This window comes from Bacillus sp. 7894-2, from assembly GCF_002272225.1.
Taxonomy (GTDB): Bacteria; Bacillota; Bacilli; order Bacillales; family Cytobacillaceae; genus Cytobacillus.
Genome location: NZ_NPDG01000096.1, coordinates 1 through 14,974 on the forward strand (window position 1 = coordinate 1; position 14,974 = coordinate 14,974).

13 protein-coding genes are annotated in these 14,974 nt (G+C 42.3%); 9 read left to right on the top strand and 4 right to left on the bottom strand.

What is annotated here, in order from left to right; genetic code table 11:
* Positions 1–108: 108 nt before the first annotated feature.
* A complete protein-coding gene (locus CHI10_RS14140; protein WP_035330304.1) occupies positions 109–414 on the bottom strand; it encodes a YtpI family protein in 306 nt (101 codons plus the stop codon).
* Positions 415–552: 138 nt separating this feature from the next.
* Here CHI10_RS14140 and CHI10_RS14145 point away from each other — a divergent pair, with 138 nt between their 5' ends.
* Complete coding sequence (locus CHI10_RS14145; protein WP_095244888.1) at positions 553–1,491, top strand: DHH family phosphoesterase; 939 nt, start codon at positions 553–555, stop codon at positions 1,489–1,491.
* 29 nt (positions 1,492–1,520) lie between these two features.
* Here the strand turns inward: CHI10_RS14145 and ytrI are convergent, their stop codons facing one another.
* Together ytrI and ytrH are read right to left on the bottom strand one after the other, a co-directional pair.
* The gene (ytrI, locus tag CHI10_RS14150; protein ID WP_095244889.1) at positions 1,521–2,021 is read right to left on the bottom strand and encodes a sporulation membrane protein YtrI; all 501 of its coding nucleotides are present in this window, start codon (positions 2,019–2,021) and stop codon (positions 1,521–1,523) included.
* On the bottom strand, positions 2,018–2,413 hold the full coding sequence (gene ytrH, locus CHI10_RS14155) for a sporulation membrane protein YtrH (protein WP_353615972.1): 396 nt from the start codon (positions 2,411–2,413) through the stop codon (positions 2,018–2,020). Before ytrH ends, ytrI begins: the two co-directional genes overlap by 4 nt.
* A 114-nt stretch (positions 2,414–2,527) precedes the next feature.
* Between ytrH and dnaE the strand changes: the two genes are divergently transcribed.
* The 8 genes from dnaE (at position 2,528) to CHI10_RS14195 (ending at position 13,637) form a co-directional block, all read left to right on the top strand.
* Positions 2,528–5,887 carry a DNA polymerase III subunit alpha gene (gene dnaE, locus CHI10_RS14160; RefSeq protein WP_095244899.1) on the top strand — a complete coding sequence of 1,120 codons (3,360 nt, stop codon included), beginning with the start codon at positions 2,528–2,530 and terminating at the stop codon, positions 5,885–5,887.
* A 189-nt stretch (positions 5,888–6,076) separates the two neighbouring features.
* The gene (gene ystJ, locus CHI10_RS14165) at positions 6,077–7,315 is read left to right on the top strand and encodes an NADP-dependent malic enzyme (protein WP_095244891.1); all 1,239 of its coding nucleotides are present in this window, start codon (positions 6,077–6,079) and stop codon (positions 7,313–7,315) included.
* 8 nt (positions 7,316–7,323) lie between these two features.
* Positions 7,324–7,947, top strand: a complete 624-nt coding sequence (locus CHI10_RS14170) for a FadR/GntR family transcriptional regulator (protein WP_095244892.1) — start codon at positions 7,324–7,326, stop codon at positions 7,945–7,947.
* A 162-nt stretch (positions 7,948–8,109) separates the two neighbouring features.
* Positions 8,110–8,988 carry an acetyl-CoA carboxylase, carboxyltransferase subunit beta gene (gene accD / locus CHI10_RS14175; RefSeq protein ID WP_095244893.1) on the top strand — a complete coding sequence of 293 codons (879 nt, stop codon included), beginning with the start codon at positions 8,110–8,112 and terminating at the stop codon, positions 8,986–8,988.
* A complete protein-coding gene (accA, locus tag CHI10_RS14180; RefSeq protein WP_095244894.1) occupies positions 8,973–9,950 on the top strand; it encodes an acetyl-CoA carboxylase carboxyl transferase subunit alpha in 978 nt (325 codons plus the stop codon). The genes accD and accA overlap by 16 nt, the downstream gene beginning before the upstream one ends.
* A gap of 372 nt (positions 9,951–10,322) precedes the next feature.
* Positions 10,323–11,282 carry a 6-phosphofructokinase gene (pfkA, locus tag CHI10_RS14185; RefSeq protein WP_095244895.1) on the top strand — a complete coding sequence of 320 codons (960 nt, stop codon included), beginning with the start codon at positions 10,323–10,325 and terminating at the stop codon, positions 11,280–11,282.
* Between the two features lie 85 nt (positions 11,283–11,367).
* Positions 11,368–13,128 (top strand): pyruvate kinase, encoded by a 1,761-nt coding sequence (gene pyk / locus CHI10_RS14190; protein WP_095244896.1) that lies wholly within the window; start codon positions 11,368–11,370, stop codon positions 13,126–13,128.
* Positions 13,129–13,250: 122 nt separating this feature from the next.
* Positions 13,251–13,637, top strand: a complete 387-nt coding sequence (locus CHI10_RS14195; RefSeq protein ID WP_095244897.1) for an FxsA family protein — start codon at positions 13,251–13,253, stop codon at positions 13,635–13,637.
* Positions 13,638–13,740: 103 nt separating this feature from the next.
* Here CHI10_RS14195 and ytvI read toward each other — a convergent pair whose 3' ends face one another.
* Entirely contained in the window at positions 13,741–14,862 is a 1,122-nt protein-coding gene (ytvI, locus tag CHI10_RS14200; protein WP_095244898.1) for a sporulation integral membrane protein YtvI, read from the bottom strand.
* Between the last annotated feature and the right edge of the window lie 112 nt (positions 14,863–14,974).

Below are 14,974 nucleotides of genomic sequence, written 5' to 3' on the forward strand. Positions count from 1 at the left end.
AGCTAGACAGTCATCCACGTTCAAAGTTTAACTTTCATACAAATAAACAAAAAGCCGCTCAAATTGAACGGCTTTTTTGCATGGCTTCTTCCGGAAGTCCGGGTATCTTTAATTCTTCCTTGCTGCTTCAGCTTCTTTCACAGCATGGGGCGTATAAAATTTGTATGCTTTTATGCCGCCCCAAATGCTTAATCCGCCAATTAGTATAAACACAATTGCCACAATGAGAGCAGTTGTTGTGTCGTATAAAAACAGCTGGTTAAGGCCAAATATGGCAACAAATGACCCGAGGGCAATTCTGGACTTGGCTGATATCCATTGTCTTTCAGCCGGCTGTCTGCTTCTGAAGAACTTTACTTTGTAGAAAATATAGAAAGAAAAAGAGAGTATAATCAGGATAACAAAAATAGGCATTTCATAACCTCCAAGTTTCGACAATCTCTTATTATTCTACCTGCATTAATAAAAAAATGCCATAAGCGTGCAGTGTTTTCTTTTTCTTTTCATGGTGGTATGGTAAAAATATAGTATTCAGAATAAAAGGAGCGCGCCATGAAACAGAAGATATTAGATGAAATAATAAAATATGAAACAATCATTATTCATAGGCATGTCCGTCCGGACCCGGATGCGTATGGTTCACAGGGGGGCCTTGCTGAAATCCTTAAGGCTTCATTTCCGGAGAAAGCGATCTTTACTGTCGGGCAGGAAGAAGAAACACTTCATTATATGAGAAGGCTTGATGTAATATCTGATGACACATATAAAGGTGCGCTGGTCATTGTCTGTGATACAGCAAATGCAGAGCGGATATGTGATGGCAGATATGGAACGGGCAGCAAGCTGATTAAAATAGATCATCATCCTAATATGGATCCGTATGGGGATTTAATGTGGGTGGATACAGATGCAAGCTCTACAAGTGAAATGATTTATGAGTTTTATCTTTTCGGCAAAGAACAGGGACTAAAAATGTCTGATGAGGCGGCTAGGCTTTTATTTGCTGGAATAGTTGGCGACACCGGCCGTTTCCTTTACCCTAGCACAACAGAAAAGACTTTTGCCTTTGCAGGTGAACTGATCCGTTATAATTTTTCACGTCCGGAACTGTTTGATAAGATGTACGAGCTGGATGCGAATATTGTTAAACTGAAGGGATATGTACTGCAGAATTTTGAGATGAAATCCAGTGGAGCTGCTGTAATGGTCCTGAAAAAGGAATTGCTCGAAGAATTTAAGGCGGTACCTTCCAAAGCATCCCTGCTCGTAAGCACTCTTGGCGATGTGAAGGGGATAAAAGCATGGGTTTTCTTTATCGAGGAAAGCGATCAAATCCGTGTACGGTTCCGTTCTAAGGGTCCAATCATTAATGAAATTGCAAGGAAGTATAAAGGCGGAGGTCATCCTCTTGCTGCCGGTGCTTCCATATATTCATGGGATGAGATGGAATCCGTTGTAAGAGACCTTGAGGCTGTCTGCATAGACAGCTGACATATGATGCCCGGCAAAAAAGCCGGGCATTAATCCAGCATTATATTCAATTCAATTGAGATAGTGGTATAAATCACCAATTCTTTAACTTCCACCCGGTATCTTTTTTCGTTTACGCGGTGTGACTTATTCTCTATGATTTTCTTGATCAGTTCACTGCTTTTATATACAGTATCCATGTCTTTGGCAATCATCATGCTGATATCCTCTTTTATTTTATCTTCCAGCTGGAAAACACTGAAGGAATCCAGTTTATATTTTTCGCCGTTGACAATTTTAATGGAAATATCCTGGACAGTCAGTTTTTTCTGGTTTTCTTTATTTAATTTTTTGAATTCCTCTTGCCAGATTTCTTTATCTTTTTCCAATTCATAAATAGCATCCTGCTGAAGCTTGATTTCTTTGCTGTATCTCTCCTGCCATTGCCCAAAGATAAATAAAAAAATAAACCAGCTGATGATGCCTCCCAGGGCCATTCCTGCAAAAAAACGCTGCCAGGATGGCAATCGGTAGTAAGGCGGTATCCTCATGCCGAAATGTTCTCCTGAGTCAGCCAGTTAATGAGCATGGCGCCGGTCTGGGCCCCGCCGAGAGCAGACAGAATCAGCATTAATTGTTTGAAGACATCCTTAGTCTGGCCGTCCATAACGCCTCTTTCAAAGCTGTAAACTGTATCAAAGGTCCCCCCTATCGCTGCAATGATGGCCCAAATGCGAATCATATTGGAAATCTGGAAGATTTGATTTAAAGGAGGCTTGCCTGTCAGAAAAGCAGCCATGCCGCCAATGATTGAACCTCCAATTAAAACACCGAACGCAATGAAATAGCTCTCAATTAAAGTGGAGAAAAAGGGCTGGGTATTCATATCATCCATCCTCGCTGCAGGAGTGGTCCTGCCAGAATTATCTTGATACTTCATCATATGGACAAACTTAATAAAATATGTTTTTTAGGTGCTGTTAAAAAGAGAACATATTTTCTTTTTGGAAACGGGCGTTCTATAATGAAAATAGCAGAAATTAAGGGTGTGAGAAACATGTCATTTATTCACCTTCATGTATATAGCGCATATAGCCTGCTGTCGAGCACGGCAAGAATAGAGCAGCTTGTGGCGAGCGCCAGGGAAAATAGCTTTCCTGCCCTGGCTCTGACCGACCGAAATGTCATGTACGGGGCAGTCGCCTTTTATAAAGAGTGTCTTAAGCAGTCCATAAAGCCGATCCTGGGACTCTCTGTGGATGTACTAAGCGAGATATCTGAAGACGAAGCTTATCCATTGGTCCTCCTGGCTAAAAACCGGCAGGGGTTTCAGAATCTATTAAAAATCACGAGCACGGTCCAGACAAAATCGCCTGAAGGCATTCCTGTTAAATGGCTTAAACACTATGCCGGAGGATTGTTTGCTTTAACTCCAGGCATGGATGGGGAGATCGAACAATCTCTTATGGCAGATGAATACAGCCAGGCAAAAAGAACAGCTGACCTTTTCAGCAGTATTTTCGAGCAAAATTCTTTCTTCTTAGCATTACAGGATCACGGTCTGCAGGAAGAAAAAAAAATCCATGGCTCTCTGGTTAAGCTTTCAGAAGAAACCGGGATTGGCCTGGCGGCTTCAAATGGTGTCTGTTACATAAAAAAAGAGGAAGCTTTTGCCCATGAATGCCTGCTGGCCATAAAAAATGGAGAAAAGCTGCAGGATGAAGAAAGAGAACGGCTGAAGAGCAATGAGTATTACTTAAAGTCATCCGGGGAAATGGCAGAACTGTTATCAGGGTATCCGGATGCTTTAGAGAATACGATTATGATTGCTGAGCAATGCAATGTAATGCTTGAGCTGGATAAACAGAATCTTCCTAAATACCCTGCTGCAGGAGGCATGAGTGCGGATGAGCTATTGGAAGAAGTATGCTGGCAGGGCTTTGCTGACAGGTATCCGGATGGCGATGATGGGCATAAGAAACGGTTGCGGTATGAGCTGAACATAATCAGAAACATGAAATTCAGTGATTACTTTCTAATTGTTTGGGATTTTATGAAGTTCTCGAGGGAAAATGGCATTTTAACTGGTCCGGGGCGGGGATCTGCAGCCGGTTCAATGGTTGCTTATGTCCTCTATATAACAGATGTGGATCCCATTGAGCATCAGCTCCTATTTGAGCGGTTCCTTAATCCGGAAAGAATCTCCATGCCTGATATTGATATTGATTTCCCGGATCACAAAAGGGATGAGGTAATCCGGTATGTATCCCAAAAATATGGAGAACTGCATGTGGCACAAATTCTTACATTTGGGACCCTTGCTGCCAAAGCGGCACTCCGGGATGTCGGCAGGGCATTTGGGCTTAATCCTAAAGAGCTTGACATGCTTTCAAAAAGAATACCTTCCAAATTGGGCATCACCCTCAAAGAGGCCTATAAAGAATCTGAGCCTTTAAGAAGATTTACCCAGGAATCCGATTTAAATCGAAGACTATTTGAAACAGCTGTCAAACTGGAAGGACTCCCAAGGCATACATCGACCCATGCTGCCGGGGTTGTCATCAGTGAGTATCCGCTTGTGGAGGCCATTCCTATTCAAAAAGGGCATGAAAATGTTTATTTGACCCAATATTCTATGGAGCATCTCGAGGATGTCGGCCTTTTAAAAATGGATTTTCTAGGTCTTAGAAACCTTACATTAATTGAGAATATTTTAAGCTCTATACAGAGAAAGACAGGCACACAGATTGATATCAAACAAATTCCCCTGGATGATGAGGATGTATACAGTCTGTTGGGAAGAGGAGATACAACAGGTATTTTCCAGCTTGAATCTGATGGGATGCGCAGTGTCCTGACAAGGCTTCAGCCAACGCGGTTTGAGGATATTGTGGCTGTCAATGCTCTTTATCGACCAGGCCCAATGGAAAATATCCCTCTTTTTATTGACAGGAAGCACGGAAGGAAGCCAATCATATATCCTCATCCTGACTTGAAGCCTATTCTTGAAAATACGTATGGTGTCATCGTGTATCAGGAACAAATTATGCAAATCGCTGCAAAACTGGCCGGATTTTCATTGGGTGAAGCAGATTTGCTTCGGAGAGCGGTCAGCAAGAAGCAAAAAGAAGTGCTTGACCGTGAGCGTGTCCATTTTGTTGGGGGAGCAGTCAATAAAGGCTATCATGAGCAAACCGCTCATGATATATATGACTTAATCGTCCGGTTCGCAAATTATGGATTCAACCGGAGTCATGCTGTTGCATATAGCTTCATAGCCTATCAGCTGGCTTATTTAAAAACTCATTATCCTCTTCACTTTATGGCTTCCCTGCTGACTTCAGCTATCGGAAATGAAGGCAGGATTGCCCAATATATCGGAGAACTGAGGCAGATGGGCTTAACGCTCAGCCCGCCTTCCATTAATAAAAGTGGCTACTCCTTTCTGGCAGAGAAAAATTCTATCAGATATAGCCTGGCTGCTATAAAAGGAATCGGTGCTGTAGCTTTAAGAGATATTTTTCAGGCGAGAAAAAACAAGCGCTTTGAAGATCTGTTTGATTTTTGCATAAGGGTTTCCACAAAAGCGGTAAATCGCAAGATCCTTGAATCGCTTGTTCATTCAGGCAGCTTTGATGAATTTGGAGAAGATAGAGCTGTGCTTCTGGCAAGCCTGGATGTAGCCGCGGAGCATGCCCAGCTTGTTTTGCCTGAAGATGATCAAGCTGATTTCTTTGAAGATGATGAATTTTTTCCTAAGCCTAAATATACAGAAGTAGATCCGATCCGTTCAGAGGACAAGCTGAGATTTGAAAAAGATGTGCTCGGCCTGTATTTATCAGATCATCCAGTTTCAATTTACGAATCCTATTTTTCCCTGCTGGAAGCCTATCCGCTGACTGAACTCGAAAATACGGATAAAAAGCCAAAAACAGTTGCTTACTTATCCGAAGTGAAAAAAATCCGTACGAAAAAAGGCGAACCAATGGCGTTTCTTTCCTTGAGCGATCAGACGGGAGATATGGAGGCAGTTGTGTTTCCAAAGGTGTTTAACCGGTTTTCCTTGCTCTGCTCTCAGGGAAACATCGTCTTAGCGGAGGGGAAGCTTGAGGAACGGGACGGAAAAAAGCAGCTGATTGTACAGCACCTCGATGATGTGAAGGAAGCCATTGAAAAAATGCAAAATAAAGATCCCGTATTGTATTTAAGGATTACTGAGGATCGGGAGACAACGGAAAATCTTCGTTTGCTCAAAGAATTATTTAAGAAAAATGAAGGCAGTGTTCAAGTGGTTTTGTATTATGAAACCTCCCGAAAAACCATTCGCCTGGGTGAAGAGGACCTGGTCTCTCCGACAGAGGATTTCCTGAATTTACTTATGAAGCTGCTTGGCCGGAATAACGTCGTTTTAAAGTAATTACCCTTTACAACAATAACAATTATGGTATATTTGTAAGAAGAAAAATAAACTGGTCTGACCACTGTGAGCGAAAGAAAAGCCCTGTTTATTCTGATACTGAAACAGAACTGCAGCAGGGTTTAAAGCATGTATTCGTCATGTCTATGTTTATATATAATCCTATCCGGAATATGAGGAGTGAAAATTTTGACCTTACGCGAAGAAGCTTTGCATATGCATAGAGCTAATAAAGGGAAATTGGAATCTAAATCTAAAGTACAGGTGCGAAATGCCAAAGACTTAAGTCTTGCTTACTCACCGGGGGTTGCTGAGCCCTGCAAGGAAATTTATGATAAGCCCGAAACTGTCTATGAATATACGATGAAAGGCAACATGGTCGCGGTTGTTTCCGATGGAACAGCAGTGCTGGGACTTGGAAATATCGGGCCGGAAGCTGCCCTGCCTGTAATGGAAGGAAAAGCTGTACTTTTCAAAAGTTTTGCAGGAGTGGATGCATTTCCAATTTGCCTTAATACGACAGACGTAGATAAAATTGTTGAGACTGTAAAACTTCTCGAGCCTACATTTGGAGGCGTAAACCTTGAAGACATTGCTGCTCCCAATTGCTTTTATGTAGAAGAGCGATTAAAGAAGGAAACAAACATTCCCGTTTTTCATGATGATCAGCATGGGACTGCCATTGTAACTGTTGCAGGCCTAGTAAATGCCCTGAAGCTTTCCGGGAAGAAAATGAATGAAATTAAGGTAGTCGCAAATGGTGCCGGTGCTGCCGGGATTGCCATTATTAAACTTTTATACAGCTACGGTGTTCGCGATATCATTATGTGTGACACTAAAGGTGCTATTTATGAAGGCCGCCCGCAGGGTATGAATGAAATTAAAAATGAAGTTGCAAAGTACACGAATCGCGAGAATGCGAATGGAAGCCTTGCAGATGTTATTAAAGGGGCTGACGTATTCATCGGGGTTTCTGCTGCCGGAGCACTGACGGCTGAGATGATTGGCACTATGAATCAGGATCCGATTATATTCGCCATGGCTAATCCAACCCCTGAAATTATGCCTGAAGAAGCGAAAGCGGCTGGAGCAATGGTGGTTGGAACCGGAAGATCTGATTTTCCAAACCAGGTAAACAATGTACTGGCTTTCCCTGGAATTTTCCGCGGAGCACTGGATGTCCGTGCAACTCATATCAATGAAAAAATGAAAGTGGCTGCTGTAGAAGCCATTGCTAATCTTGTGCATCAGGATGAATTGAATGCTGATTATGTCATCCCGGGGCCATTCGATCCCCGTGTCGCACCTGAAGTTGCAGCTGCTGTAGCAAAGGCAGCTATGGAGACTGGCGTTGCCCGCATTAAAGTTGATCCTGTAGAAGTGAAGGAAAAAACAAAGCAACTTGCAGTCATTGGAAAAGGTGAGTGATTCCATAATTGAATTCACCTCAAAATAACACGAAGGTTTATATCGGCATTGTCAAACAGCTTAGGACCATGATTGAACATGATGGCCTTAAGCCTGGAGATCGATTGCCTTCCGAAAGAGAGCTGTCAGAGCGCCTGGGTGTCGGGCGCTCTTCCGTTCGGGAAGCATTAAGAGCCCTTGAACTTCTTGGCTTAATTGAGACAAGGAGAGGCGAGGGGACTTTTATGAGGGATTTTAGGGGGCATCAGCTCGTACAGCTGCTCAGCACTTTCATTCTTCAGGATAAGAAATCTATAAGAGATGTTAAAGAAACCAAGTTTCTGATCGAACTTGATTGTTTATGGCTAATAATTCAAAAGGCTGGTGAAGATCGGCTTCTCAGGTTCAAAAAATGGACCCTAGAAGCAGACTACACAGATGATGACTTTTTTCTTGAAATCGTCACACTTGCAGATAACCATCTTTTCCTCCGTATTTGGATCATTCTCAAAGATTATTACAATTCTTTGGATTTAGAGAAAATGGTGATAACCAAGCAGCAATATGCGGAACTGATTGATACCTTGATTTCCAGAAAAGATTCCGAAGTTATTCGTGTATATAGAAATTTAAGAAATTTGTCGAAGGATTAACGACAATTTTTTGCAAAATTTATTTTTCATATCATCTATATTTAAATAATCAGTCAAGCATAAATGAAGCCTAGAAAAGTTAGGCATTCATTTTTAAATCAGTGGTCTGACCACTGATGAAATTAATGGAAATGATTCAGCGATTATCAGGGAGGTTTCATCTTGCTTAAAGATATTTTTACTAAGACGAAGAAGAAGAAATATGCAACCATTCCATCGGAAACGGCAAAGCAGGATGTGCCGGAAGGAATCATGACAAAGTGTCCAAACTGCAAGAAAATCATGTATACCAAAGAATTGGTCAAGAATCTTAAAGTGTGTTTCCATTGTCATTACCACCACACCATGAATTCAAAAGAGCGCTTGGCAAGCTTTTTGGATGCTAATAGCTTTGAAGAAATTAACGCGAACATGATTTCAGAAAATCCTCTGAATTTCCCGGATTATATTGAAAAGCTGGAGAAGGATCGGGAAAAGACAAAGATAAATGAAGCGGTAGTGACTGGGACAGGCACTGTAGATGGTCAAAAGATTGTAGTAGCTGTTATGGATTCCACATTCAGAATGGGAAGCATGGGTTCAGTAGTGGGAGAGAAAATTACCCGTGCCATTGAAAAAGCTGATGAATTGCGAGTTCCTTTTATAATATTTACCGCTTCAGGCGGTGCAAGAATGCAGGAAGGCGTCTTAAGCCTGATGCAAATGGCCAAGACAAGTGTAGCACTAAAAAGATTCAGTGATAATGGAGGCCTTATTATTTCAATCATGACTCATCCGACAACAGGCGGTGTGTCTGCAAGCTTTGCTTCACTAGGGGACTATAATCTGGCAGAACCTGGTGCTTTGATTGGATTTGCGGGGCGGAGGATCATTGAACAAACGATCCGTGAAGAATTGCCGGAAGACTTCCAGACAGCAGAATTCTTATTGAAATGCGGTCAATTGGATGCAGTAATTCCGAGAACAGAGTTAAAAGACAAGATATCAGCTATTTTATCCATACATCAACCAGGAGGTGACTTCCAATGGCAGGAGAATTAGAATTTGAGCGTCCGGTAATGGAACTGAAAAAAAAGATTGCTGAATTAAAAGAGTTTACCAAAACAGCCGATGTAGACCTATCTTCTGAGATAGAGAAACTGGAAGCGCGCTTGGAAAAATTAGAAGCCGATATATATGAAAATATGAAACCGTGGGATCGTGTGCAGATTGCAAGGCATCCCGCAAGGCCGACTACACTGGATTATATCTCTCACCTTTTTGAGGATTTTTTCGAGTGTCACGGGGATCGTGCTTTTGGTGATGATGAGGCGATTGTTGGCGGTATCGCAAAGTTTAAGGGGATTCCTGTTACTGTCATCGGCCATCAGCGTGGAAAAGACACAAAAGAGAATATCCGCAGGAATTTTGGCATGCCGCATCCTGAAGGCTACCGCAAAGCATTAAGGCTTATGAAGCAGGCCGATAAATTCCGGAGGCCTATTATCTGTTTCATTGATACAAAGGGTGCCTATCCTGGAAAAGCAGCAGAGGAACGGGGACAGAGTGAGGCAATTGCCAAGAACCTGTTTGAAATGGCAAGCCTTAGAGTCCCGGTTATCTGTATCGTCATTGGTGAAGGCGGAAGCGGCGGAGCTCTGGCTCTTGGTGTAGGAAACCATATTCATATGCTCGAAAACTCCACATATTCCGTTATTTCTCCAGAAGGAGCGGCAGCCATTCTCTGGAAAGATGCATCTCAGGCAAAAAAGGCTGCAGAATCCATGAGAATCACTGCACCGGACTTAAAAGAACTGGGTGTGGTGGATGAGATTATTGAAGAGATAAAGGGCGGAGCCCACAAAGATGTCAAGGTTCAGGCTGAGGAAATCGGAGAAGTCCTTACTCAATCATTGAAGGATCTGATGGATCTTACTGAAGACCAGCTGATCGATCACCGGTACAACAAGTTCAAATCTATTGGCCAATATTCGTTTTTAAAGGAATTTATTGGGGTAAAATAAAAGCGTGCTTTCGGGCACGCTTTTTATTTTATTATATGACTCGCGGTGCAGGAGCGAAGGTCATCTTTGGCAGAGAGTCATACATTAATACCCTCCTTATAGTGAAAATATGCAGTTTCTTCTATATAAAACGCTTTCAGTATCCCGACAATTCTGTATATCTTTGAAATTGTCTGATTAAGTTGAGATGCTCCCTTCTTCATGGTATTTTAGAAATATTCAATAGCGTTTTGTTCAATAATAAGATAAGCAAAATATGCTTTGCTTTACATAAAGAGCCTGCCTGCAGATAATGTTTAGGCCTGTTATAAAACAACACAGCAGATTACACGCTTTCTTATGGTGATATAAATTACATACGGGGTGATTATTATGAAAAAAATAGGAGTTTTAACAAGCGGCGGCGATTCTCCTGGCATGAATGCAGCTGTACGTGCAGTTGTCCGTAAAGCGATCTATCATAATATTGAAGTATATGGTGTATATGGCGGATATTCCGGCTTGATGTCAGGAAATATTAAGAAGCTTGACCTCGGTTCGGTTGGTGATATCATCCATCGCGGCGGTACTGTCTTACAATCGGCTAGAAGCGAAGAGTTCAAAACAAAAGAAGGCCAGCAAAAGGGCATCGAACAAATGAACAAGCACGGCATAGAAGGTCTTGTCGTAATTGGCGGGGATGGTTCATACCGTGGAGCAAAAGCTTTGACAGAGCATGGATTTCCTTGTGTGGGCGTACCCGGCACCATTGATAACGATATTCCGGGAACGCAATATACTATTGGATTTGACACAGCTTTAAATACGGTTATTGATGCAATCGATAAAATCCGTGATACAGCTACTTCCCATGAAAGAACATTCATCATTGAAGTAATGGGAAGAGATGCAGGAGATATCGCTTTATGCGCTGGATTAGCAGGCGGTGCGGAAACAATCCTCATTCCTGAAGCAGGATATAGCATGGATGAAATTGCAGAGAGACTTAAAAAGGGACATGAACGAGGCAAAAAGCACAGTATCATTGTAGTTGCAGAAGGAGTCTGCAGCGGCGTGGAATTTGCCAAGCAAATCAAAGAAACAACTAATTTTGATACACGTGTGTCCGTGCTTGGCCATATGCAGCGGGGCGGTTCCCCAACTGCATTCGACCGTGTGCTGGCCAGCCGCCTTGGAGCATATGCAGTAGAGCTTATTCTTGAAGGAAAAGGCGGACGTGCAGTAGGAATTCAAAATAATAAACTGGTTGACCATGATATAATTGAAATATTGGATAGAGAGCATACACTTGACCTGGATCTCTACAAACTCTCGAAAGAGCTGTCTATTTAATTTTGCCGCATATAAACCCGCACGCGGCTCCCGAAAGCCGCATGTGCCGGTAATCTAGCTGCACTAATTCAGGAGGTAAATTATAATGCGTAAAACGAAGATCGTTTGTACTATTGGACCTGCCAGTGAAAGTGTTGAAAAGTTAACACAGCTTATTGAAGCAGGAATGAATGTTGCCCGGTTAAATTTTTCCCATGGTGATTTCGTGGAACATGGCCAGCGAATTCAGAATATCCGTGAAGCTTCAGCAAAGACTGGCAAGACTGTAGCCATCCTTTTAGACACTAAAGGACCTGAAATCCGCACAAATAATATGGTGGATGGCGCGGTTGAACTTAGAGCTGGGGAAAACATTATTATTTCCATGAACGAGGTTGAAGGAACAGCAGAAAAGTTTTCTGTTACATATGCAGGCCTTATTGAAGATGTGGACACAGGAAGCAAAATATTGCTTGATGACGGTTTAATTGGTCTGGAAGTGACAAAAATTGATAAGGCCAACAGTGAAATCCACACAAAAATTTTAAATAGCGGAACACTTAAAAATAAAAAAGGCGTCAATGTTCCAGGTGTTTCTGTGAATCTTCCCGGCATAACAGAGAAAGATGCACAGGATATCATCTTTGGAATTGAACAGGGCGTCGATTTCATTGCCGCTTCTTTTGTCCGCAGAGCAACTGATGTTTTGGAAATCAGACAGCTGCTTGAAGAGCACAATGCATCATATATCAACATCATTCCTAAGATTGAAAATCAGGAAGGTGTAGATAATATTGAAGAAATTCTTGAAATTTCTGATGGACTAATGGTAGCGCGAGGAGACCTTGGAGTGGAAATTCCAGCTGAAGAGGTGCCGCTCGTACAAAAGAAATTAATTAAAAAATGCAATGCACAGGGAAAACCAGTCATTACTGCAACGCAAATGCTCGATTCCATGCAGCGTAACCCGCGTCCTACACGCGCAGAAGCGAGTGATGTAGCAAATGCCATTTTTGATGGTACTGATGCGATCATGTTATCCGGTGAGACAGCTGCGGGCTCTTATCCTGTTGAAGCTGTGCAGACAATGCACAACATTGCATCAAGAGCGGAATCTGCATTAGATCATAAAGAGATTTTGTCAAATCGCAGCAAAGATAATGAGCATAACATTACTGATGCCATCGGAGAATCAGTGGCACATACAGCTCTAAACCTGGATGTCAACGCAATTATCACTCCAACTGAAAGCGGCCATACAGCTAGGATGATTTCCAAGTACCGTCCTAAAGCACCAATCATTGCCGTTACTTCTAATGATCATGTGTCTCGGCGTTTATCTTTAACATGGGGTGTATACCCTCAAATTGGCCAAAAAGCGGCTACCACAGACGATATGCTTGATATCGCCGTTGAAGAAAGCTTGAACAGCGGAATTGTTGCTTCAGGAGATTTAGTTGTAATTACAGCAGGAGTTCCTGTGGGTGAAGCGGGTACCACCAACTTAATGAAAATTCATGTAGTGGGGGACATTCTTGCTAAGGCACAAGGAATCGGTCGGAAATCAGCCTTTGGAAAAGTCGTTGTAGCAAGAAATGCAGAGGAAGCATTAGCGAAGGTAACAGAAGGCTCTATTTTGGTTACTATCGGCTCAGACCGTGAAATGGTGCCTGCGATTGAGAAATGCAGTGCGCTTATTACAGAAGAAGGCGGGCTTACAAGCCATGCCGCTGTTGTCGGCCTTAATATTGGCATACCTGTCATTGTAGGAGTTGAAAATGCAACAAGCCTTCTAATGGATGGGCAGGAAATCACTGTTGACTCTCAGCGAGGTGTAATTTATAACGGCCACGCAAGTGTATTATAATTTGAATTTGTAGAAGGAAGGGTGCTCCCTTCCTTTTTTTACTTTGCCGGACAAATAGTTATATTCTCAGTGCCTTGTTTGATATAATAATGGTAAGTCTTAAACAAAATAGAGGTGGCTTAATGCGCTACATTCTCCTGCTGATGATAATCGTTCCAGCTGCTGAAATTGGAGTTTTACTTCTTTCAGGCAATACCATTGGGCTATGGCCTACACTTGCGATTATCCTGCTTACAGGTGTTCTCGGTGCTTATCTCGCTAAAAAGCAGGGTCTTGAAACAATCAGAAAAATCCAGGAACAGCTGCGATACGGGCAAATGCCTGGAGACGCTATTCTTGAAGGGGCCTGCATCCTTATTGGGGGTACACTGCTTCTGGCACCCGGTTTCATTACAGATGCATTAGGATTTACTTTGCTTCTTCCTTCTGCAAGAAAAGTCCTTAAAAACATCCTATATATAGGGTTGAAAAAATGGATGAACAAGGGAACGATCACGATAATCAGGTAAAGATAGCTATATATATAGCCGCTCCGATATACTGGAGCGGCTTGTTAATTTTAATGGAGGATTATAATCATATTGACTGATGGCGATGCACAGATTTTTCATCCTAATCGGCTTCTTCATTGCCTTTTATAAACATCCAGATATCCCTGAATACCCCAGCTTTATGAAGAGTAGTGATGAGTACAAGAGTAACCGGGCCTGCAATTAAGCCCAGAAAACCAATCAATTTAAAACCGGCAAATAAAGCAATCAGGGTAGCTAAAGGATCAAGCCCGATGCTTGATGAAAGAATCTTTGGCTCCATTATCTGGCGCTGGACCAAAACGATGATATAAAGAATGCCGAGCCCGAGTGCCCTGCTCATTTCTCCGCCGATTGCCTCATATATAATCCACGGCACAAAAATCAGCCCTGTTCCGAGATAGGGAATAATATCGACAAGGCCAGTCACAAGTGCTATTGTGATGGCGTAATCGACACGCAGAATCAGAAGCCCGATAAGTATGATAACAGTAGTAATAGATACTAAAGTAGCCTGTGCCTTAACGAAACCAAATAAAGCCTTCTGCAGATCAGCAAATACGGTTCTGCCGCTTTTTTTTGCGCGGCTGGGCAGCATGCGGCTGAATATACCTGAAAGCCTGTGACAATCCTTGCTGATAAAAAAAGTGGCCAGCAGCGAGAAGATCAGGACAGTGGCAGCATTGGGAAACCATGAAAGAATGTTAGGGATTTTCTCGAAAAACGCCTGGATAAAATCTCCCAGTGTAGAGCCAAATTGCTTCCCGACGTTTTCTATATTCGTCATGATGGTATCCTGCTGTCCTGTTCCCAGATTATTAAATAAACTTGCCAGCTGGTTATAAAGAGGGATGATTTGCCCTGCAAAGAACTGCTCAACAAAATCAATTAAGGTATCGAGGTGCTGCGGAACTACTTCTGCCAAATAATCCGCACCTGATACGATCTCTGCGACCAGTAAAGTGATTAATCCGGCAAAAATGGCAAAGATAAGAATCAGTGCAATGAGGACTGCAAGAGCCCTTGGTATTTTCCATTTAACCTCCATTATATTAACCAAGGGGTTAATCAGAAAGGCAATAGCCAGTCCGATAATAAAAGGATAAGTCACTTTGGATAAATATAAGAAAGCATAGAGACTTAAGATCACCACTCCAATGACAAAGAAAAATCTTACGGTCCGATAGATATATGCCGGGTTCAAGTAATAGCCTCCTTATTAAATTTGAACAGACTAAGTCATTGCAGCTTTGTTGTATGTCTAACGGGCAGTAAGCCCCCACTTTAAGACTCAGAGGAACCAAAAGAGGATAAGT

Bases quoted from the DNA above. Each gene is read 5' to 3' on its own strand.
- ytrH (WP_353615972.1), bottom strand. From the start codon at position 2,413: ATGATGAAGTATCAAGATAATTCTGGCAGGACCACTCCTGCAGCGAGG.
- pyk (WP_095244896.1), top strand. From the start codon at position 11,368: ATGCGTAAAACGAAGATCGTTTGTACTATTGGACCTGCCAGTGAAAGT.
- pfkA (WP_095244895.1), top strand. From the start codon at position 10,323: ATGAAAAAAATAGGAGTTTTAACAAGCGGCGGCGATTCTCCTGGCATG.
- CHI10_RS14140 (WP_035330304.1), bottom strand. From the start codon at position 414: ATGCCTATTTTTGTTATCCTGATTATACTCTCTTTTTCTTTCTATATT.
- dnaE (WP_095244899.1), top strand. From the start codon at position 2,528: ATGTCATTTATTCACCTTCATGTATATAGCGCATATAGCCTGCTGTCG.
- ytrI (WP_095244889.1), bottom strand. From the start codon at position 2,021: ATGAGGATACCGCCTTACTACCGATTGCCATCCTGGCAGCGTTTTTTT.
- CHI10_RS14195 (WP_095244897.1), top strand. From the start codon at position 13,251: ATGCGCTACATTCTCCTGCTGATGATAATCGTTCCAGCTGCTGAAATT.
- CHI10_RS14145 (WP_095244888.1), top strand. From the start codon at position 553: ATGAAACAGAAGATATTAGATGAAATAATAAAATATGAAACAATCATT.
- accA (WP_095244894.1), top strand. From the start codon at position 8,973: ATGGCAGGAGAATTAGAATTTGAGCGTCCGGTAATGGAACTGAAAAAA.